The 18,137-nt window shown below is 62.2% G+C and carries 16 protein-coding genes and 1 tRNA gene; 6 read left to right on the top strand and 11 right to left on the bottom strand.

Features of this window, described 5'->3' with window-relative positions:
* Positions 1 to 18 precede the first annotated feature (18 nt).
* The 4 genes from AB1781_07810 to glmU form a co-directional block, all read right to left on the bottom strand.
* Positions 19 to 1,398 carry a class II 3-deoxy-7-phosphoheptulonate synthase gene (locus AB1781_07810; protein ID MEW5704471.1) on the bottom strand — a complete coding sequence of 460 codons (1,380 nt, stop codon included), beginning with the start codon at positions 1,396 to 1,398 and terminating at the stop codon, positions 19 to 21.
* 98 nt (positions 1,399 to 1,496) lie between these two features.
* Complete coding sequence (gor, locus tag AB1781_07805; protein MEW5704470.1) at positions 1,497 to 2,876, bottom strand: glutathione-disulfide reductase; 1,380 nt, start codon at positions 2,874 to 2,876, stop codon at positions 1,497 to 1,499.
* 9 nt (positions 2,877 to 2,885) lie between these two features.
* Entirely contained in the window at positions 2,886 to 4,709 is a 1,824-nt protein-coding gene (glmS, locus tag AB1781_07800; GenBank protein ID MEW5704469.1) for a glutamine--fructose-6-phosphate transaminase (isomerizing), read from the bottom strand.
* A 9-nt stretch (positions 4,710 to 4,718) separates the two neighbouring features.
* Complete coding sequence (glmU, locus tag AB1781_07795; protein MEW5704468.1) at positions 4,719 to 6,077, bottom strand: bifunctional UDP-N-acetylglucosamine diphosphorylase/glucosamine-1-phosphate N-acetyltransferase GlmU; 1,359 nt, start codon at positions 6,075 to 6,077, stop codon at positions 4,719 to 4,721.
* Between the two features lie 165 nt (positions 6,078 to 6,242).
* Here glmU and AB1781_07790 point away from each other — a divergent pair.
* Positions 6,243 to 6,317 (top strand) — tRNA-Val (locus AB1781_07790).
* 109 nt (positions 6,318 to 6,426) lie between these two features.
* On the opposite strand, the gene aldA is transcribed toward AB1781_07790, so the two are convergent.
* Positions 6,427 to 7,866 (bottom strand): aldehyde dehydrogenase, encoded by a 1,440-nt coding sequence (gene aldA / locus AB1781_07785; GenBank protein MEW5704467.1) that lies wholly within the window; start codon positions 7,864 to 7,866, stop codon positions 6,427 to 6,429.
* Positions 7,867 to 8,151: 285 nt separating this feature from the next.
* On the opposite strand from aldA, the gene AB1781_07780 reads away from it, so the two are divergent.
* A complete protein-coding gene (locus tag AB1781_07780) occupies positions 8,152 to 8,949 on the top strand; it encodes an FkbM family methyltransferase (protein MEW5704466.1) in 798 nt (265 codons plus the stop codon).
* 3 nt (positions 8,950 to 8,952) lie between these two features.
* Here the strand turns inward: AB1781_07780 and AB1781_07775 are convergent, their stop codons facing one another.
* On the bottom strand, positions 8,953 to 9,687 hold the full coding sequence (locus AB1781_07775; protein MEW5704465.1) for a phosphocholine cytidylyltransferase family protein: 735 nt from the start codon (positions 9,685 to 9,687) through the stop codon (positions 8,953 to 8,955).
* Positions 9,688 to 9,838: 151 nt separating this feature from the next.
* On the opposite strand from AB1781_07775, the gene aepX reads away from it, so the two are divergent.
* Both aepX and aepY read left to right on the top strand, forming a co-directional pair.
* Positions 9,839 to 11,494, top strand: a complete 1,656-nt coding sequence (gene aepX / locus AB1781_07770) for a phosphoenolpyruvate mutase (GenBank protein MEW5704464.1) — start codon at positions 9,839 to 9,841, stop codon at positions 11,492 to 11,494.
* The gene (aepY, locus tag AB1781_07765; GenBank protein ID MEW5704463.1) at positions 11,491 to 12,630 is read left to right on the top strand and encodes a phosphonopyruvate decarboxylase; all 1,140 of its coding nucleotides are present in this window, start codon (positions 11,491 to 11,493) and stop codon (positions 12,628 to 12,630) included. The genes aepX and aepY overlap by 4 nt, the downstream gene beginning before the upstream one ends.
* A 10-nt stretch (positions 12,631 to 12,640) precedes the next feature.
* On the opposite strand, the gene AB1781_07760 is transcribed toward aepY, so the two are convergent.
* On the bottom strand, positions 12,641 to 13,753 hold the full coding sequence (locus AB1781_07760; protein MEW5704462.1) for a 2-aminoethylphosphonate--pyruvate transaminase: 1,113 nt from the start codon (positions 13,751 to 13,753) through the stop codon (positions 12,641 to 12,643).
* 170 nt (positions 13,754 to 13,923) lie between these two features.
* Here AB1781_07760 and AB1781_07755 point away from each other — a divergent pair, with 170 nt between their 5' ends.
* Positions 13,924 to 14,523 carry a CDP-alcohol phosphatidyltransferase family protein gene (locus tag AB1781_07755; protein MEW5704461.1) on the top strand — a complete coding sequence of 200 codons (600 nt, stop codon included), beginning with the start codon at positions 13,924 to 13,926 and terminating at the stop codon, positions 14,521 to 14,523.
* Here AB1781_07755 and AB1781_07750 read toward each other — a convergent pair.
* Both AB1781_07750 and AB1781_07745 read right to left on the bottom strand, forming a co-directional pair.
* Positions 14,520 to 15,134: a CDP-alcohol phosphatidyltransferase family protein gene (locus AB1781_07750; GenBank protein ID MEW5704460.1), complete on the bottom strand. Its 615-nt coding sequence runs from the start codon at positions 15,132 to 15,134 to the stop codon at positions 14,520 to 14,522. The genes AB1781_07755 and AB1781_07750 overlap by 4 nt on opposite strands.
* A 28-nt stretch (positions 15,135 to 15,162) precedes the next feature.
* Positions 15,163 to 15,936: a phytanoyl-CoA dioxygenase family protein gene (locus tag AB1781_07745; protein MEW5704459.1), complete on the bottom strand. Its 774-nt coding sequence runs from the start codon at positions 15,934 to 15,936 to the stop codon at positions 15,163 to 15,165.
* Between the two features lie 320 nt (positions 15,937 to 16,256).
* Between AB1781_07745 and AB1781_07740 the strand changes: the two genes are divergently transcribed.
* Positions 16,257 to 16,991: a VacJ family lipoprotein gene (locus AB1781_07740; GenBank protein ID MEW5704458.1), complete on the top strand. Its 735-nt coding sequence runs from the start codon at positions 16,257 to 16,259 to the stop codon at positions 16,989 to 16,991.
* A 62-nt stretch (positions 16,992 to 17,053) separates the two neighbouring features.
* Here AB1781_07740 and AB1781_07735 read toward each other — a convergent pair whose 3' ends face one another.
* Positions 17,054 to 17,401 (bottom strand): DUF2141 domain-containing protein, encoded by a 348-nt coding sequence (locus AB1781_07735; GenBank protein ID MEW5704457.1) that lies wholly within the window; start codon positions 17,399 to 17,401, stop codon positions 17,054 to 17,056.
* Between the two features lie 114 nt (positions 17,402 to 17,515).
* On the bottom strand, positions 17,516 to 18,130 hold the full coding sequence (locus tag AB1781_07730) for an ABC transporter substrate-binding protein (protein ID MEW5704456.1): 615 nt from the start codon (positions 18,128 to 18,130) through the stop codon (positions 17,516 to 17,518).
* Between the last annotated feature and the right edge of the window lie 7 nt (positions 18,131 to 18,137).

Below are 18,137 nucleotides of genomic sequence, written 5' to 3'. Positions count from 1 at the left end.
CCGCCAGGCAGGCCCGGCTTAGGAAACGGCCGAAGCCTGTGCGGCGGCGTTCCGTTCCTTCTTTAGGGCCTCCGCGACGAGAAAGGCAAGCTCAAGCCCTTGCGAAGCGTTCAGCCGCGGGTCGCAATGCGTATGGTAGCGATCGGCCAACCGGTCCTCGGTGATCTCCTGGGCGCCGCCGATACATTCCGTGACGTCCTGACCGGTCAGCTCGAAATGAATGCCTCCAGCGTAACTTCCTTCCGCCTGGTGGATCGCGAAGAACGCCTCGATCTCTTTCAGAATGCGATCGAAGGAGCGAGTCTTGTAGCCGTTCGACGCTTTGACCGTGTTGGCGTGCATCGGGTCGCAGGACCAAACCACCTTTCGGCCTTCCCGTTTAACGGCGCGGATCAGCGGCGGCAGGCGATCCCAGATCTGTTCCGCCCCCATCCGGCTGATCAGCGTCAGCCGCCCCGGGTCGTTGTTCGGATTCAGGATATCAATGAGGCGAAGCAGCTCCGCCGCTTCAACCTTGGAGCTGATTTTTACGCCGATGGGGTTGTGAATGCCCCGCAGAAATTCGACATGGGCGCTGTCCGGCTGGCGCGTGCGGTCGCCGATCCACAGCAGGTGAGCGGAGCAGTCGTACCAATCCCCCGTTGTGCTGTCGACCCGCGTCAACGCCTGCTCATAATGCAAAAGCAGCGCCTCGTGGGAGGTGTGGAAATCCGTCTGGCGGATCTCCGCGGACGTCTCGGAAGTCAGCCCGCACGCTTCCATGAAGGCGAGCGTTTCGGTCAGCCGGTCCGCCAAATCCCGGTATTTCTCCCCTTGCTTGCTCTGGCTGACAAAGCCAAGGTTCCAGCGGTTTACCTGATGCAGGTCCGCATAGCCGCCCTGGGCGAAGGCGCGCAAAAGGTTGAGCGTCGCCGCCGCCTGCGCATAGGCCTGAAGCATGCGCTGCGGATCCGGTGCACGCGCCTCTTCCGTGAAGGCCATCCCGTTGACGATGTCGCCGCGGTAGCTCGGCAGGGTCACGCCGGCTTGCGTCTCCATATCCTCCGAACGCGGTTTCGCGAACTGGCCGGCCATGCGGCCCACCTTGACGACCGGGCAGGCGGCCCCGAAGGTCAAAACGACCGCCATTTGCAACAGCACGCGGAAGGTGTCGCGAATGTTGTCCGCGCCGAACTCGGCAAAGCTTTCGGCACAGTCGCCCCCTTGCAGCAGGAAGGCGCGGCCTTCCGCCACCTCGCCCAACTTGGCGCGCAAGTGCCGGGCCTCGCCGGCGAAGACAAGCGGCGGGTAGCCGCGCAACGTCTGTTCGGCGTCGGCAAGCGTTTTCTTGTTGGGATAGTCGGGCAGTTGCCGGGCCGGCTTCTTCCGCCAGCTTTCCGGCGACCAGTTCTTCGCCATGTTCCTTAACCCTCCGACGCCTGCCCGGTAGATACGCCGGAATCCGTCGGTTTTCCAGTAAAAATCGCGCGAAAGCCCGGCGAAGTCCCGGATTTTCCTTAGTTTTCAGCGCCAGCGTCGGTTTTTGGACCGGCCATGGTCACGAACTCCTCGGCTGCCGTCGGGTGAATCCCGACCGTCGCGTCGAAATCCGCCTTCCGCGCCCCGGCCTTGAGTGCGATGGCGAGCGCCTGGATAATTTCCGGGGCGTCGTCGCCGACCATATGGCAGCCCACGACCCGATCGCTCGCCCGTTCAACGACGAGCTTCATCACGGTCTCGGTGGAACGGCCCGTAAGCGTGTGCTTCATGGGACGAAATCTTGAAAGATAGACGTCGATCTTCCCCAGCGCCGCGCGTGCCGCCTCTTCGGTCAACCCGACCGTGCCGACCGGTGGCTGGCTGAAGACGGCCGTGGGCACGCCGGCGTGATCCACCTGCCTTGGCTGCTTCCCGTAAAGGCTGTCCGCGAAGGCCCGCCCTTCGGCGATGGCGACAGGTGTCAGGTTCAGCCGATCCGTGCAGTCGCCGACGGCGTAAAGGTTGGGAACGACGGACCGCGACCACGCGTCCACCGGGATGGCGCCATTCGGGGCCAGGGTAAGACCGACTGCCTCGAGGCCAAGCCCGCCCGTGTTCGGCGCCCGCCCGGTCGCGTATAGGACGAGGTCGGTTTCGATGCGGCCGCCCTGACCGCCGGCGGCCGTCTCGAGCACGAGCCCTTCTTTCCTGCGTTCGATCTTCTGGACGAGGGTGTGCGCCTCGATCCGGATGCCGGCCTGGGTCATCTCTTTCGTCAACGCGGCCTGGATATCCGAATCAAAGCCACGCAGGATGCGATCGCCGCGGATGATTACCGTCACCTCCACGCCAAAGCGGCGGAAGATGCCGGCAAACTCGACGGCGATATAGCCGCCGCCGACGATGGCGATGCGGCGGGGAAGGCTGGGCAAGTCGAGCGCTTCGTTCGAGGAAATGGCATGCGCGATGCCGGGAATGTCCGGGAAGATCGGCCGGCCACCGGTCGCCACCAGGATGGTTTCCGCCGTCACCCTTTGGGAGCCGATTTCCGCCGCGTGCGGATCGAGTAGCCTGGCGCGACCTTCGATCAGCCGCACGCCCGCCGCGTCGAGCATCTTGAGGTAGATGCCGTTCAAGCGGTCGAGTTCGCGGTTCTTCCGCTCGATCAAGCGCTTCCAGTCGAAATCCCGCGAATTTATCTGCCAGCCGAACCCGGCGGCGTCCTCGAAGTCATCGGCAAAACGCGCCCCATAGACAAGAAGCTTCTTCGGCACGCAGCCCCGCAGGACGCAGGTGCCGCCCACCCGATCCGCCTCGCAGATCGCCACCCTGGCGCCATGGCCCGCGGCCCGCCGGCTGGCGGCGACGCCGCCGGAACCGGCGCCGATCGTCAACAAGTCGAAATCGAATTGCGCCATCCCGCGGGCTTATTCGACCGTAACGCTTTTTGCAAGGTTCCGCGGTCGATCAACGTCCGTCCCCTTCAGAACGGCGGTGTGATAGGCCAGCAACTGCACCGGAATTGCGTAAAGGATCGGCGTCACGAAAGGGTCAACCTCGGGAAGCTCGATCGTGGCCGCCGCCATACCGCCCAGGCGCTTCGCACCCCGGCGGTCGCTCAGAAAAATGACGCGTCCGCCGCGGGCGATGACTTCCTGCATGTTCGAAGCGGTCTTTTCGAAAAGAGAATCGCTCGGCGCAATCACGATGATCGGCATGCCTTCCCCAACCAACGCGATCGGCCCGTGCTTCATTTCGCCAGCCGCGTAACCTTCCGCGTGTAGGTAGGAAATTTCCTTCAGTTTGAGCGCCCCTTCAAGGGCGATCGGGTAGCTCGTTCCCCGCCCGAGATAGAGGACGTCGCGCACGCCGGCGATTTCGCCGGCAAGCTCTTTCAGGCGTTCGTCATGGTTGAGGACTTCAACAGCGCGGGAAGGCACCTCCGTAAGCGCAAGAGAAAGCCTTGCTTCGCATGCATGATCGATGGCGCCGCGGGCGCGGGCGATGGCAATCGCGAAACAGGCAAGCACCGTAAGCTGGGTCGTGAAGGCCTTCGTCGAAGCGACCCCGATCTCCGGCCCGGCGTAGGTGTGGAGCGTCGCCCCAGCCTCGCGCGCGAGGCTGCTTTGCGGCACGTTGACGAGGGCAAGCGTGCACTGGCCCTCCTTCTTCGCGTAGCGCAGCGCCGCCAGGGTGTCCGCCGTCTCGCCGGATTGCGAGATGAAAATCGCAAGCCCATCCTTCGGCATGGCGGCGGCGCGGTAACGGAACTCGGAGGCGATATCCACCTCGACGGAAAGCCGCGCCATGCTTTCGATCCAGTATTTTGCAACCAGCGCCGCATAGTAGGACGTGCCGCAGGCGATGATCGTGACATGGGAAACCTTCGCCAGGTCAAATGGCAGGTCGGGAAGAAAAATGGACCGCGTCACGGGATTAAGCAGCGCGTGCAGCGTGTCGCCGATGACGGCAGGCTGTTCGAAAATCTCCTTCAGCATGAAATGGGGGTAATTCCCCTTCCCGGCGAGCGCGCCGGAAGCCGTGCTTTTCACCATCTTGCGCTCGACGATGGCGCCCGTCTCGTCATGGACCGTCACCCCGGCCGGCGTCAGGACGGCCCAATCCCCTTCTTCGAGATAGGTGATCTTCGAGGTAAGCGGCGCCAGCGCCAGCGCGTCGGAACCCAGATACATCTCGCCGTCCCCGTGGCCGATCGCCAGCGGGCTTCCACGCCGGGCGCCGATCATGAGGCCGGTCTCGCCGGCAAAGATGACGCCAAGGGCAAAAGCGCCTTCCAGCCGGCGCAAGGTCTTCGCGGTTGCCGCCTCCGGGCGCAAACCTTCGCTTAAGTAATGGGCGATCAGGTGGACGATGACCTCGGTGTCCGTATCCGTCTCGAAACGAACGCCGAGGTCTTCCAGCTCCTTCCGAAGGGACTGGAAGTTCTCGATAATGCCGTTGTGAACGACGGCGACGCGGGCGTTGGCGTGGGGATGGGCGTTGTTCTCGTTCGGGATGCCGTGGGTTGCCCAGCGCGTATGCCCGATCCCGATTTTGCCCCGGAGCGGTTCCGCCTGCAGGCGTTTCTCCAGATTCGCGATGCGCCCCTCGGCCCGGCGGCGTTCGATCTTCTGATCAACCAGCGTTGCGATGCCGGCCGAATCGTACCCCCGGTATTCGAGCCGCCTAAGCCCTTCGAGCAGCAGGGGCGCCACTTCCGCCTTGCCGATAATGCCGACGATCCCGCACATTTCGGCGGCTTACCCCTTCTTTTTTTTTCCGGTGCGGATGGCCTTCTTACCCCGGCGCGCCCGCGCCCAGCCGCGGACTTCCTTTTGTTCCGCCCGCGCCAGCGCAAGGGAGAAGGCGCCGACGTCCCGGGTGATGACGCTGCCGGCGCCGACGACCGCGCCATCGCCGATGGTGACGGGCGCGACGAGAGCCGCGTTCGAGCCGATGAAGGCGCCCTTCCCGATCACCGTCCGCGCCTTCGTGAACCCGTCGTAATTGCAGGTGATCGTGCCAGCACCCACGTTGGCGCCTTCGCCCACTCTGGCGTCGCCGACATAGGCCAGGTGGTTCACCTTGGCGCCGGCCTCGACCTTCGCGGCCTTTACCTCGACGAAATTCCCGATATGGGCGCCCTCGCCGATCTCGGCCCCGGGCCGGAGACGCGCAAAGGGGCCGAGGATGGCGCGCGGGCCTATCTTCGCGCCTTCGATGTGGGAGAAGGCGCGGATGACGGCGCCCGCGGCCACCGTCACGCCGGGCCCGAAAAAAACGTTCGGACCGACCGTAACGTCGCGGCCCAGTTTGGTGTCGAAACTGAACCAGACCGTCGTCGGGTCGAGAAGCGTCACGCCTTCCGCCATCGCCCGGGCCCGACGTTCAAGCTGGAACAGTCCCTCCGCCTCGGCCAGGTCGGCGCGGTCGTTGATGCCCAGAAGCTCCTCCGCTTCGCCCTCCACATAGGCGCAGCCAAGCCCCTCCTTCCGCGCGATGGCGATCAGGTCGGTCAGGTAATATTCACCCTTTGCCGGGCTTTTCGCGACGCGGTCGAGAAGGCGAAAAAGCGCCTTGCCATCGACCGCCATGACACCGGAATTGCAGAGCGTGAGGCGGCGGGTCGCGGCGTCCGCCTCGCGGTATTCGACGATGGCCTCCAGGTCGCCGGCCGCGTTCGTGACGAGACGGCCATATTCGCCGGGATCGGCCGGGCGGAAGCCGAGGACAACGACGGCGGGTTCCGGCTTCGCCCGCCTTCGCGCCAACAGCCTTTTCAGGGTAGCCGGCGCCAGGAAGGGCGTGTCTCCGAAAAGGATGAGGACGTCGCCGGTAAAACCGGCCAACGCCTTTCTAGCCGCGCGGACGGCATCGGCCGTTCCGGCCTGCGTCTTCTGAAGCACCGTCGGCCATGGCTTGACCGCCTCGGCAACCGCCGCCATGCCGGGGCCGATGACGACGGCGGCGCGTTCCGGCTTGAGCGCCTTCGCCCCGTCCAGCGCATAGTGGATGAGCGGGCGCCCGCCCAAGGGGTGCAGCACCTTCGGAAAATCCGACTGCATCCGGGTGCTTTTCCCGGCGGCGAGGATGAGAACTGCGGTTTTTTGCTTGGCCATCGAATCGCGAACGGTTGGGAGTACTTTCTTCTTGCGGTCGCTCTGTGCAGATTGTCATAAAGCCCCTGCCCCGTCCAAAGCAAGATTTGCGCGCCGACCCGAAGCGGGAACCACCTTCCTTGACAGGCCGAAACCGGCCCCCTTATATCGCCTGTTATTGCATCCGGGCGCTTAGCTCAGCGGGAGAGCACTGCCTTCACACGGCAGGGGTCGCTGGTTCAATCCCAGCAGCGCCCACCACGTCTTGCAACCCACGCGCAGGGGACGGGCATGAAACGGGAAGGCCGGAAGCCCGCCCCCTCGCGCGTTTATCGGGCGCCGGATAAGGGCGGCGCCAAGGGTTTGCCGTTCAACTCTGAAGATAGACGACGTGGGTCTGGGTGTTTTCATAGAGGCCATGCTTGCCGTCCGCGCCGCCAATGCCGGATTGGCGCACGCCGGCGTGAAAGCCCTGCATCGCCTCGAAGTGTTCGCGGTTGATGTAGGTTTCGCCGAAGTTAAGTTCGTTACAGGCCCGCATCGCCACCCCGATGTCGCGGGTATAGATCGAAGACGTCAAGCCGTACTTCGAATCATTGGCACGCTCGATCGCTTCGTCCAGCGTATCGAAGGTATTGATCGGCATGACCGGCCCGAAGACCTCTTCCTGCATGATCTCGGAGCTTTGCTCGCAATTGCGCAGCACGGTCGGCTGATAAAAGAACCCCTTGCCGCCAACGTCGGCGATATGCCCGCCACTGACCAATTCCGCGCCGGCGCGGATCGCGCGCTTGACCATGCCGTCCGTCGTTTCCAGCGCCGCCTTGTTGATCATCGGCCCCATGTCGAGGTCCCGGATCACGCCCGGATTCCCGTACTTGGTTTCTTCCATCGCAGCCGAAAACTTGGAAATGAATTCGTCCTCGACGCGACGATCAACGTAAACACGCTCGGCGCAATTGCAGGCCTGGCCGGTATTGATGACACGCGAAGCCTTGACGGCCGCAACCGTCTTATTGATATCGGCGTCCGCCATGACAATGGCCGGCGCCTTGCCGCCCAGTTCCAGATTGACCTTGGTAATATTTTTGGCGCACGCGGCCATGATCCGAGATCCCACCCCAACCGAGCCGGTGAAGCTCACCAAGCCCACATCCGGGTTGTCGCAGAGCGCATTGCCGGTCGTGCTTCCCTTGCCATAGACGACGTTCACCACGCCCTTCGGCATATCGGTCTGGGCAAGCAAATCAACGAACATGGCGGCGTTATTCGGCGCATCTGTGCTGGGCTTCAGCACGATGGAATTTCCGGTAACCAGAGCGGGACCAAGCTTGCGCGCAATCAGAAAGAAGGGAAAGTTCCACGGCAAGATGCCGGCAACGACCCCAACCGGTTGGCGGAAGAGGAAAATGTTTTCGCCGGGGCGATCGGAAGTGATGATCTCGCCCTCGATCCGTCGCGCCCATTCCGCCATATAGTCGATGTAATCCGCGGTGAAGGCGATCTCGATCTCCGAGAGGGTCTGAACCTTGCCCTGCTCTTCGGTGAGAGCGCGGGCGAGCGCCGGGATGTTTTCGCGAATCTTTGCAGAAATCTGACGCAAATAACCCGCCCGTTGAATGGCGGGTAATTTTTTCCAGCTCTTCTGGGCCGTTTTTGCCGCCGCAACCGCATCGTCCACGATCGCCGCCGGTGAATCTGGAATCTCGGAAATCACCTCTTCGGTCGCAGGATTGAGAACCGGAATCATGTCGACCTTCGGCATGTCGACGAACTTGCCATTGATATAATTGCGATGTTGAATTCTCACTTGTCGTTCCCCCTTTTACCCGCTGCGGGCGGATTGAAACCCCTATGTATTGTTTTCCTTCCCTTCCAAGAATAGTAAGGTGGAAGGATATATACCGTGAACCTTTATTAAAGAGGCGGCCGCGTCTGCTTCATGACCTGTTTCATCCGCGTTGTGAAATAGTAGGGTATTTTGTGCCGCTTTTGTCGCACCTGCAAGCTTCAACGTCGCTCGGGTCCTGCCCTATAATTTAGGGCAAGGGGGAATTGAAACACTCCCCCCCCTTGCCGAAGAAAGTGATCCGCAATGGGAAAGAGAAAAGCGCTGTCTCGCCAACAAGACAAACCCGGGGCGGAACGGGAAGGCCGCAAACTCGACCCCGAGCGCGTCTATCGGTCCCCGATCCAGCGCTTCGCCCATTTCGCGCAGAAGCTACGGACAAAATACCGGACACGTTCGCGCGACCGGGACGTTGTCCTATTTCTGGGTCGGTTCATCCCCGAGCAGGGCGTCGTCTTCGATGTCGGCGCCCATACGGGCAGTTACACGAAGGCCTTCGCCCGGCTGCACGAAGGCCGCGTCGAGGTCCACGCCTTCGAACCGCTCGCCTATAATTTTTCCATCCTGGAAGACGTGGCCGCAGGGCACCCGAACGTGCATACGAACAAGGCGGCCCTTTCCGATCAGCCGGGCGAGGTGGATTTGCACCTGCCGGTGAAGGAATCCGGGCGGGTGGGCAGCAGCCTCGGCCATTTCGGGCCGGAGAACGCGCGCGACTACGTCATCGAGCGCGTCGCAACGACGACCCTCGACGCCTATGTCGGAGAACGCAAGCTCCCGCGCCTTGATTTCGTGAAATGCGACGTCGAGGGGGCGGAGTTTCTCGTTCTCAAAGGAGCGGCCGAGACGCTTCGCCGTTTTCATCCGACGATCTATATCGAGGTTTTCGAGAGTTATCTCGCCCGCCTGGGCCACGCGCCCAAGGACGTCTTCGGGTTTCTCGAATCCCTTGGCTACCGCGCGTATTTTCCAGATTCCGCCGGCACTGCCTTGCGGCTGGTCGCCGGTTATGAGGGGCCGGAAAACTACTTCTTCCGGGCGTAGGCTTCAGCCCAGCAGCTCCGGCAGCAAGGCTTCCGCCTTCCGGACGTCTTCGGGAAAATCGATCTCGACCCAAGGAAGACCGGTCACGTCCTCGAAGCCGAAGGCACCGGCGGGTTCGTTGCGCACCGCATCGCGGATTGCCTCCTCGTACCAGAGATTTTCCTCGCCGGCTTTCAGGCGGCGCTCGGCGTGGCCGAGAATTTTCCGAACGGTTTCCGGGGAAAAGCGGAAAAAGCCGACCGATTCGCCATAAAAATCGCAAGGCACCTCGAGGCGGCGATGGAAATCGACCGGCACGCCGCCCCGGATGCCGAGCTTTACCGGCTCCTCGCCCGGCTCTATATCGCGGTCGAGGAGGAAGCAGTTGGGGTGGCGGGCGGCCAAAAGCCGTTCGATCAGGCGCCGGTCGTAAAGGACGTCGGCGTCCATGAGCAGAACGGAATCCCCCGTCCGCAATGCGTCCCGGAGGGCCCAAAGGGTCGTGATGCTGCCCTTCCGATAGTCGGGGTTGCGAACGAGACGGACGAAGTCCCCGGCTTGCAGCCTTTCGACCTCGGCCGCGATCCGCTCCGCCTCGTAGCCTACGCCAAGGACGAGGGTAGCAAGGCCGGCACCGCGCAGGATCTCGATATGACGGGCGAGTAATGTCCGGCCCCCGAATTCCAGAAGCACTTTCGGCGGGGCATCGGCCCGGCCGAGCCGCGCACCGACACCTGCGGCCAGCATGATCGCTTGCATTTTCCCCTCGCTCTCGCCCCTCTTGCCCGCGTGGGTATCGCACCGGAAGGCCAAGCCTGGCAAGGCGGACCCTTCGGGCAACCGTCACAGACGTTTGAAAACCCTTGGAATATGACGTAGATGTTACGGGTCCATTTAGGAAATTCAAGCGATGGTCGTTCTTCCGAAACGCGAGATGGAAGCGCCCGCGGAGCCCACGAAGGCGGCGCTCCTGCGCCGGGAGTTGCTGGCGCCGAAGCTTTCCTTCCTCATGGAAGCCCATAACGGGCTTTCCGCGAAAATCGTCGAGGAGGCGGGATTCCGTGGCGTCTGGGCCTCCGGCCTTGCCATTTCGGCGGCGCTCGGCGTCCGCGACAACAACGAGGCGTCCTGGACCCAAGTCCTTGAAATTCTAGAATTCATGTCGGACGCAACCACGATCCCGATCCTGGTGGACGGCGATACGGGGTACGGCAACTTCAACAACGTCCGCCGTCTCGTCACGAAACTCTGCCAACGGCACATCGCCGGCGTTTGTATCGAGGACAAGCTTTTCCCGAAGACGAACTCCTTCCTCGGCGAAGGCCAGCCGCTTGCCGACATCGACGAGTTCTGCGGCAAGATCAAGGCGGGCAAGGACAGCCAGCTCGACCCCGATTTTTGCGTTCTGGCCCGGATCGAAGCCTTCATCGCAGGCTGGGGCCTGGACGAGGCGCTCCGACGCGCCGAGGCCTACCACCGGGCCGGGGCCGACGCCCTGCTTGTCCATTCCAAGCAGAAAACGGCGGATGAAATCTTTGCCTTCATGAAGGAATGGGGAGACACCTGCCCGGTCGTCATCGTACCCACAATGTATTATGCGACACCGACGGCGCAGTATGAAAAGGCCGGCGTTTCGACGGTCATCTGGGCGAATCAGAACCTGCGCGCCGCAATCTCCGCCATGCGGCAAGTCAGCAAACAGATTCACGAAACGCAAAGCCTGCTGAACATCGAGGATTCGATTGCCTCGGTGAAGGACGTCTTCGAGCTTTCCGGGCAACCGGAACTTTCGGAAGCCGAACAGCGCTATCTGCCGCAAAAGAGCGAGAAGGGACGCGCCATCATCCTGGCGGCAACGCGAGGGGATTCGCTGGGGCCGCTGACGGAAGACCGGCCGAAATGCATGATCGACGTCCGCGGCAAGCCCTTGCTTCGCACGATGGTTGCCACGATCCGCGGGTGCGGCATCCGCCATGTGACGGTCGTCGCCGGTTATGGCAAGGAAACGATCAACGTTCCCTCGATTGACTTGCGCACGAACCCGAACTTTGCCGAGACCGGCGAGGTGGCATCCCTCGCATGCGCGATCGACCAGTTGAAGGACGACACCTGCCTGATTTCCTACGGCGACATTCTGTACCGAAGCTACATTCTCGAACAGTTGCAGGGATCGAAGGCCGATATCACCGTTGTGGCCGACGGCCTTTGGCGGGAACGCCAGACGCTGAAGAAAGCCCGCGATTTCGTTCATTGCGACCAGCCGTTCCATCCGAATTACCTTGAAGGCGACACCGCGCGCCTGCTTCGCATCGGCACCGACTTTCCCCCGGAAGGCATCCACGGCGAATGGGTCGGCCTCGTCCTGCTGAGCCCGAACGGCGCCAGCGTCGTGCGGAACGAGATCGAGGTGATGGCCGCGGAGGGCAGTTTGGCGGCGGCCGACATGCCAGACCTTTTCAACCGGCTCGTCGAGGCCGGTCACAAGATTCAGGTGCAATACATCACCGGCCACTGGCTCGACATCGACGACCCCTTCGACCTCGCGAAAGCCCGCAACTTCTTATGATCGAAGCGGACGCCTTCTTGAAACCGGCGCGCGAGCGTGGGTTCGGTTTCTATTCCGGCGTGCCCTGTTCGTTCCTGACGCCCTTCATCAACCGCGCGATCAGCAGCCCCGACCTTCGCTACGTGGGCGCGGCAAGCGAAGGGGAAGCCGTCGCCATCGCGGCGGGCGCGTGGCTTGCCGGGAAGCGCAGCGTCATGATGTGCCAGAACTCGGGCCTCGGAAACACCGTGAACCCGCTTACCTCGCTTGCCCATACCTTTCGCATTCCCCTTCTTCTGATCACGACCTGGCGCGGCGAGCCCGGCCTTAAGGACGAGCCCCAGCACGAACTGATGGGGCGAATCACGGAGCGCCTGCTCGCCGACATGGAAATCCCCCACCGGCTTTTTCCGAAGGAAGAAGCCGAGATTCCGGAGGCCCTCGAGACGGCGGACCGGGCGCTCGTCGCTTCCGAACGCCCCTTTGCGTTCCTCATGGAAAAGGGCGCCGTTCGTGACGACGGCCTCAACCAGCGAAAGCGCACGCTGCCGCCGCCCGGAAAGCGGCATGACCACCGGGAAGGAATCGAGCGGCCGACCCGGGCGGTGGCGCTCGAGGCTTTTCTCGGCCTCGTTTCGAAGGAGGCGGCCGTCATTACAACGACCGGAAAATGCGGCCGCGAACTTTTCACCCTCGCCGACCGCGACCAGCACTTCTACCAGGTGGGCTCGATGGGCTGCGCGAGCGGGCTTGGGCTCGGCGTGGCGCTGAACGTCGCGCGCCCCGTCGTCGTGCTTGACGGCGACGGCGCCGCGCTTATGAAGATGGGCACGTTTGCCACGATCGGGGCCTACGCGCCAAAAAACCTGATCCACGTCGTACTCGACAACGGGACCCACGATTCGACGGGCGGCCAGGCAACGGTTTCGGAGAGCGTGGACTTCGCCGCCGTTGCATTGGCTTGCGGCTATCCCCATGCCTACAGCGCCGACACGCTGGCCGGATTCGAGCGCGCCTACCGGGAAGCGGCCAAGCTTACCGGCCCGGTGCTTCTTCATCTTCGCATTCGCCCCGGTTCGCTTGCCACGCTTGGCCGTCCGACGGTGAAGCCGGCGGCCGTCGCGCGGCGTTTCCAGGCTTTTCTGAAGAAGGCCTAATAAGGCCTGGTCAGGCGGCCGCTCCCAGCACCGTCATCGCCGCCCGAACCGCCACCAACACGCCCTCGATATCCCGCGCGGCGACCCGCCCGATGCAACCAATCCGGAAAGTGTCCGCCGCTGTCACCTTCCCGGGATAGATCACATAGCCCCGGTCGCGAAGGAGGTCGTAGAAAGCGGGAAAGGCGAAGTTGGGGTCCGCCGGCGAATGGAAAGCGACGATGATCGGCGCCCGCAGCGCATCGGGAAGAAACGGCCGGAAACCCAGCTCGCGCATACCTTCGACCAGTAAGCGGCAATTGCCGCGATAGCGCGCTCCGCGACCTTCGACGCCGCCTTCGGCCGCGTGCTCCTCGAGCGCCCGGGCAAGGGCGGCCACAACATGGGTGGGTGGCGTGAACCGCCACTGGCCGGTTTCTTCAAGGGCGCGCCATTGGCCATAGAGATCGAGGCTCAGGGAAGGCGCGTTCCCCTTCACGGCGGCAAGGGCCTCCCGCCCGACGATGGCAAAGGCGACGCCGGGCACGCCTTCCAGGCATTTGTTGGCGGAAGCGACGACCGCCTCGCAAGGAAGAGCCGCCACATCGAGCGGCAAGGCGCCGAAGGTGCTGATCGCATCCAGCAAAAGCCCGCAACCGTGCCTCGCCGTGACGGCGGCGATCTTCTCGATCGGGTTCAAAAGCCCGGCCCCGGTTTCGCAATGAACGGCGCCGACATGGGTGATCGCGGGGTCTGCCTTGAGGGCTTCCTCGAGCGCCGCCGGATCAACCGGCCGGGACTCCTCGAAAACGAGCGTCGCACAGGCCCGACCCAGGCGCACGACGATCTCGGCCATACGCGCGCCATAGGAGCCATTCACGAGAACGAGCAGCTTGCCGTGACGCGGGACGAGCGTGCCGAGCGCGGCTTCCATGCCGAAGGTGCCGCTTCCTTGGATCGGCACGCAGGTATGGCTTTCCATGCCGCCGACCAGCCGCAGCAGGTTTTCCCGCACCCCCTGCGTCAGCGCGATGAAATCGCGATCCCGCGAGCCCCAGTCGCGCAGCATCGCTTCTTTCGTCGCCCGGGAGGTGGTGATCGGCCCCGGCGTCAGCAGCAGAGGCTCTTCAGGGATATTCGCCATATGCCTAGTCCTTGAATGAGATCAGGAAACCGCGCCCACCCTATGGTGTCAATGACGGCCGAACGGAAAAAACTTTTTCTTTGAGAAAACGGCGACTACGATCCCGCCCGAGCCACCGCTAGGAACCGCACGCCGCCGAAACCATTTTACCACCCGCTCTGATCTCCGCCATGTCCCATAACACCTGGATCCACCGCTTCGTCCGCCCGCCGGTCCGGGTACTGGCGCGCACGCCCGTCACGCCGAACCAATTGACGACGCTGCGCCTGGTTGCCGGCCTCGGGGCGGGCGGCGCTTACGCCGCAGGCGACCCCTTCTGGACCTTGCTGGGCGGGCTTTTCTTCGTGCTTTCCATACTGCTCGATCGCGCGGACGGCGAGTTGGCACGGCTTACCGGCATCACGAGCGCGTGGGGGCATCGTTACGATCTGGTTTGCGACGCCACCGTCAACGGCATGGTTTTTGTCGGAATCGGCATCGGTCTTCGCGAAAGCGCGCTTGGTATGTCGGCGATTCCGCTTGGGGTTGTCGCGGGTTCGGCGGTGGCGGCGATTTTGGGTTTCGTTGTTCAGATGGAAAACCGAGAAGGTCATGGAAAGCCCGCCTTCGAAGGTGCTGGCGGTTTCGATCCCGACGATGCGATCCTCGCCATCCCGGTCGCCCTATGGCTCGGCTGGGGCGAGGCGTTGCTGCTGGCCGCCGGTATCGGCGTGCCCGCCTTTGCCATTTATGCCTATTTGCGCTTTCGCACGCCCAGGAACCGGGGCTAGCGTCCGGAAGCCTTGGCAGGCTCTCCTCTCAGATAGCAGCGGAACGTCCAGAGCAGGTAGCAGACGGCGCCGATGCCGGCGGCGGTGAAGAAAAACAGCAGCCCGCCCAGCCAGGTAATGGGGGCGATAAGATAAATGCCGTCCTCAAGCTCGAATCCGGCAAAAGACGGGTAGCCAACCGCCCCCTCCGCATTTTGCCGATCGATGCCGATATTTAGCGCCATCGCAAGAAGGGCGGCGGTCATGCCGGCCAATCCCAGAACGATGGACCAGTCCCCAAGCGCACTCTCCCGAAAGCCGACGCCCAAACCCAGGAAAAGGGCGGCGTAGCTTATGGCGCCCACGGTGTAGTCGAGGTAATAGCCGAAGCGCGAGGTGTGGCCGCTGTATCTCGCGAGTTCACCATCCACGTGGTCGAGGAATCGCCCCGCGACAAAAAGACCGGCCCCCCAATGGAGCAACACCGCCTCCCCGCTTGTGAAAAAAGCAGCGCCCGTGAGCGTAAGCACCAGCGAGAAAAGCGAAACCTGGTTCGGGGTTATCGGCGTGCGGGCGAGCCCTTTGGCGATCCGGAAGCCAAGGCGCTGATCCCAACTCCGCATCTTGCCCATTTCAACCCATCCTAAAAGCCTAAGAAGATCACACCCGGAAGACGTAAGGCTTGCCCGGCTCCCGTTCGATGTCCGGCGGAAAGCTGCGCCTTTTATCGGCATAGTAGCGGACGCGATGATCGCCGGCGGAGGCTTTGTTATAGGTGACGTAAAGGACACGCCTTGGCTTATTCGTCTGATTCGGATGCGACTGGTGGGGCGCATAGGAATCGAAGAAAGCCGCATCGCCAGGGTCACTCGTGAAGGGAACAAGCGCAAAACCTTCCCGGCTGGCGTCTTCTTCGTTCAGGGGTTCCCATTCCTTTCCGACCAGCCCCTTTCGATGATGGCCGGCGGCAAGTTCGAGGCAGCCGTTTTCCTGCGTTGACGGGTCGATGCTGACAAGCATCGTGATGAAGATATCGGCGTAGACCCCCCACCCGGCCTGTTGGTCCTGGTGCAGCTTGAACCCACCGCCGCCGGGTAATTTGAAGTTGATTTTTTCCTTGAAAAGGACCGCCGGTTCACCGAACAGCTCGGCAACGGCGCTGCACATTTTTGGGCTGTTGAACAGCTCCCAGAACTTCTCATGGTAGGGTGAAAAATTCTCGATTCGCTGAAGCACACGCTTTCCCGGCTCGCGAAGGTTTTCCTCGTAATAGACCATGTGATTGCCAGGCACCTCCGGCATGGCGACGACCTCGTTCGTCCACGCCTCGATCCGGCGCATTTCGTCGGCGTCAAACAACTGACGAACGATTACGAAACCGTTCTCGTGAAAGCTCTCTTTCTGGATCTCGGAAAGGATGGTATCTGGCGGCATATTGCTTCCCAACGCTCCCTCGTGCAGCACGCTTAGCACCCGGTAGTAAACAATAAACCGCCCCCCCTCGGCAACCACCCGGCCGTTGCGCTCAAGAACCAAAACGGGCGAACTGCGGCAAGGAATTGGTAAGGAAATTCTGTCAAAAATGTCGTTCACTTTGGCAAGAGACCGCTTGCGGACGCTTTAAAACGTGTTATCTTTCTGAAAAGGCTTAGGGAATGAGTTGCGAGGGAGTAGATAAAATGTGGGTAGGCCGGTCCCTTCCCCAACCGCTTCGTGTGCTTTGGGCGCCGCGCGCCTGGGTAGCGATGGTCTTGATGCTGGTTTGCATTGGGCTGCCCTTATCGGAGGCGCACGCTCAACAAGAAGAGGACATCAACGACCCCCTCGAAGACGTTAACCGCGGCATCTTGGATGCCAACCTCTTCCTCGACCGCAACCTCTTCAAGCCGCTGGCCCAGGGCTACCGTTTTCTCCTACCCGAGCTAATGCGGCGAGCCATTCGCAACGCGCTTCTCAACCTTCAGACGCCGACCGTGATCGCGAACCAGATTCTCCAGGCGAAATTCGAGAACGGGGCTGAAACCCTCGGTCGCTTCGTCATCAATTCGACCGTCGGCGTCGGCGGCTTTTTCGACGTGGCCACGGAATGGGGGCTCGAACCCCACATTGAGGATTTTGGGCAAACGCTGGCCGTTTGGGGCGTTCCCGAGGGTCCCTATCTGATGTTGCCGGTTGGCGGACCGTCGAACCCACGGGATCTCGTGGGCACTCTCGTCGACAGTTTTTCCGATCCCTTCCGTTTCTGGGCGAACAGCGAAGACAAGGAATGGGTTACCTATGTGCGAAGCGGGCTGAGCGCGCTTGATCGGCGCGAACGGAACATCGAGCGCTTCGAGGAATTGCAGCGGACCGCGATTGACCTCTACGCCACGATCCGAAGCCTCTATCGGCAGGATCGGATGGACAAGATTTACGACGGCAAGCTGCCCCTCGAAGGGGGATCGAGCCCCTATGGCTATTCCTATCCCGATTACGGCAACGGCGGATAACGCTTAAGCCCAAGACGATCTATCAAACGGCGCCCTTTGGGGCGCCGTTTTTGATTCCGCTCTCAATAGGAAAGCCGGATTTCAATCGTGCGCCCTTCTTCCCCAAGGGCAACCGCCGCCGAAGAAAAGCCGGGTGCGCTCAGAAAACCGCGGGCGTTGTTGCTGAAGCCATAGCCCTCCAGCGGCAAGCCGAAAAAACTGCTGTCGAATTTGTTGTTGCCGTTGGCGTCGTGATAAACCGCAACCGCGTAGCCGCCCGGAGCAAGATCGGCGAACACTGCTTCCACCACCCCCTCCTTCGGCACCGCTATGTCGAGATGGGCAAAGCGCCCTTCATAGGAAGGAAAACCGATGGCCCGATCGTAAAGGGCAAACCGCATGATGCCGGATCGGTTTTTGATTTCAGGCACCTGAACCCGCAAGTCGGCAGCCTTTGCGGAAGCCGCCGCGGCAGGTAAAAGAACCCCGCCTAGCAGGAGAAGGCCGAGGAAACGTCGCGTACCGCCAAGCATGTGGCCCAAGTGTCAGGATGCCGCGGCCAGGCTTGCCGCTTTTTTCCGGACGGCTCCGATCAACACGTCGACCCCCTGGTCGCGGATAACGGTCATGTACTCCGAGCGCCGTGCCGCCAGCTCGCTGATCGTTCCCTTCAGAAATATGTCAATAATGCGCCACCCGTCCGGCGTTTCCCGCAACAGGTAATCGATGCGAATTTTTTCGTCCGAGGTCACGATGTGCGTCTGCACGACGATATCCTTGTGCGGCGTTTCGAGAGTGCCGAGGGTTTCAAAAAATTCGCCCGAAAACCCCTTGAAGCGCGAGGCGTAGTTCGAAATCGTCATGTCCGTGAACGCCTCGACAAGCGCGTCCCTTTGCGCGTCCGTCATCGTCTTCCAGTTGCTCCCAACCGTCACTTGCGACATTCTGCGAAGGTCGAAGCTGGCCAGAAGAACGGGGGCCAGTTCTTCGCGCCGCCCCGCGTAGCCAAGCGCGTCGGCCGCCCTCATGACCGAGATCAGTTTTTCATGGAGTTTTTCGATAACTGCCGCTGGCGCCATCGGCTCTGCGCGAAGGGGAAATACCAGAAATACGGCGGCAACAGCCAGAAAGAGAATCTGCTTTATTTTTTGGCGCCGCATGTCCGTT

This window comes from Pseudomonadota bacterium (genome assembly GCA_040752895.1).
Taxonomy (GTDB): domain Bacteria; phylum Pseudomonadota; class Alphaproteobacteria.
This window is presented reverse-complemented; position numbering and strand designations above follow the sequence as displayed.

What these genes read in the sequence shown, in the direction of transcription:
- AB1781_07810 (MEW5704471.1), bottom strand. Translation starts at nt 1,398, where the DNA reads ATGGCGAAGAACTGGTCGCCGGAAAGCTGGCGGAAGAAGCCGGCCCGG.
- gor (MEW5704470.1), bottom strand. Translation starts at nt 2,876, where the DNA reads ATGGCGCAATTCGATTTCGACTTGTTGACGATCGGCGCCGGTTCCGGC.
- glmS (MEW5704469.1), bottom strand. Translation starts at nt 4,709, where the DNA reads ATGTGCGGGATCGTCGGCATTATCGGCAAGGCGGAAGTGGCGCCCCTG.
- glmU (MEW5704468.1), bottom strand. Translation starts at nt 6,077, where the DNA reads ATGGCCAAGCAAAAAACCGCAGTTCTCATCCTCGCCGCCGGGAAAAGC.
- AB1781_07780 (MEW5704466.1), top strand. Translation starts at nt 8,152, where the DNA reads ATGGGAAAGAGAAAAGCGCTGTCTCGCCAACAAGACAAACCCGGGGCG.
- AB1781_07775 (MEW5704465.1), bottom strand. Translation starts at nt 9,687, where the DNA reads ATGCAAGCGATCATGCTGGCCGCAGGTGTCGGTGCGCGGCTCGGCCGG.
- aepX (MEW5704464.1), top strand. Translation starts at nt 9,839, where the DNA reads ATGGTCGTTCTTCCGAAACGCGAGATGGAAGCGCCCGCGGAGCCCACG.
- aepY (MEW5704463.1), top strand. Translation starts at nt 11,491, where the DNA reads ATGATCGAAGCGGACGCCTTCTTGAAACCGGCGCGCGAGCGTGGGTTC.
- AB1781_07760 (MEW5704462.1), bottom strand. Translation starts at nt 13,753, where the DNA reads ATGGCGAATATCCCTGAAGAGCCTCTGCTGCTGACGCCGGGGCCGATC.
- AB1781_07755 (MEW5704461.1), top strand. Translation starts at nt 13,924, where the DNA reads ATGTCCCATAACACCTGGATCCACCGCTTCGTCCGCCCGCCGGTCCGG.
- AB1781_07750 (MEW5704460.1), bottom strand. Translation starts at nt 15,134, where the DNA reads ATGGGCAAGATGCGGAGTTGGGATCAGCGCCTTGGCTTCCGGATCGCC.
- AB1781_07745 (MEW5704459.1), bottom strand. Translation starts at nt 15,936, where the DNA reads ATGCCGCCAGATACCATCCTTTCCGAGATCCAGAAAGAGAGCTTTCAC.
- AB1781_07740 (MEW5704458.1), top strand. Translation starts at nt 16,257, where the DNA reads ATGCTGGTTTGCATTGGGCTGCCCTTATCGGAGGCGCACGCTCAACAA.
- AB1781_07730 (MEW5704456.1), bottom strand. Translation starts at nt 18,130, where the DNA reads ATGCGGCGCCAAAAAATAAAGCAGATTCTCTTTCTGGCTGTTGCCGCC.